General features: G+C 63.7%; 1 protein-coding gene. It reads right to left on the bottom strand.

The genetic code is table 11. The features are described from left to right. Nucleotides 1-31: 31 nt before the first annotated feature. Nucleotides 32-607 carry a recombinase family protein gene (locus tag AX685_RS10490; RefSeq protein ID WP_066488342.1) on the bottom strand — a complete coding sequence of 192 codons (576 nt, stop codon included), beginning with the start codon at nucleotides 605-607 and terminating at the stop codon, nucleotides 32-34. Nucleotides 608-1,194: the final 587 nt, after the last annotated feature.

Genomic DNA, 1,194 nt, shown 5'->3' with positions numbered 1-1,194 from the left:
AGACGCGGCCATCCGTTCGGGGCGGCCTCCACTACGCTAGCGAGCTTAGCGAACTGCGGCCGCCTGGTATGTGGCGGTAGAGCGTCGACGGCTGCACGCCCAATTGCTGCGCTACCTCCTCAACGGTGATGGTGGGGTCTGCGAGCATCGCCTTGGCGCGCTTGATCTCGGCCGGCCCCATCGCCGGCTTGCGCCCGCCGCGCCGCCCTAGCGCCTTGGCCTGAGCAAGCCCGGCATGGGTGCGCTCCAGCATCAACTCACGCTCAAACTCGGCGACGGCCGCGAAGACGTGGAACACAAGCCGCCCGCCGGGGCTGGTGGTGTCGATCGCCTGGGTGAGTACACGAAGGCCGATCTCGCGCTTAGCAAGATCTTCGGCCGTCTCCACGAGCTGCCGGACGGAGCGCGCGAGCCGATCGAGCTTCCAAACCACCAGCGTGTCGCCGGCACGAAGGTAATCAAGCGCGGCTTTCAGCTCAGGCCGATCGCGCTGCGCACCGGACGCCTTCTCCATAAACACTCGCTCGCATCCGGCTTGCCTGAGTGCGTCGAGTTGAAGGGCAGGAGATTGGTCCCTAGTAGACACGCGCGCATAGCCGACGAGCAAAGACTTTCTCCGAAAACTCGACTCGCCATAGTCGGATTTCGGAGAAGGAAACAAGAGACTGTTTTCGGAAGCTGAACAGGCCGTTCTCGCCGCTTCGGGCGCGATCGGCGCGATCCTCCCGCAATCGAGGGTTTCCAAGAGATAGCACATTCATTTGTAAACAGCGGAAGAGCCGTGCCGACCGGTGTCGCCCGGCTCCTCTATTTCTAACGCCGCGGCGTCCGCTCAGTGGCGCGCTCGGCCTGCAAACAGAGTTGCCAAGGAATTTGAACAGCGGGACGCGTGGATTGTCGGCTGCGTAGCCAGCTGCGAGCGATTGGACGCAATGGAAGAGTGCGCAGTCGCGCCGAGGGGCGTGTGGCATTCGTTCACTTCAGATTGGAGGGGTGTTCGCCGGCCGTGCGTAATGGATGTGAGGACGGCGGAGGAATGACCATGGACATGGATTTAGACAGCGCGTTGCGCCGCCTTGGCGAGCAACCGCTTGATCCCCGGCTCGCTGAACTGGAAGGCGAAGTCATGCGACTGATCGCGGCGGAGCGCCGCGCGGGTGGCGTAGTGGCGCTGCGATCCGGCATGCTGGCAGC

The sequence above is a fragment of the Sphingomonas sp. CCH9-F2 genome, assembly GCF_001556735.1.
GTDB classification, from domain to species: Bacteria; Pseudomonadota; Alphaproteobacteria; order Sphingomonadales; family Sphingomonadaceae; genus Sphingomonas; species Sphingomonas ginsenosidimutans.
The sequence above is the reverse complement of the archived record's forward strand: the minus strand, read 5'-3'. Positions and strand labels throughout refer to the sequence as shown.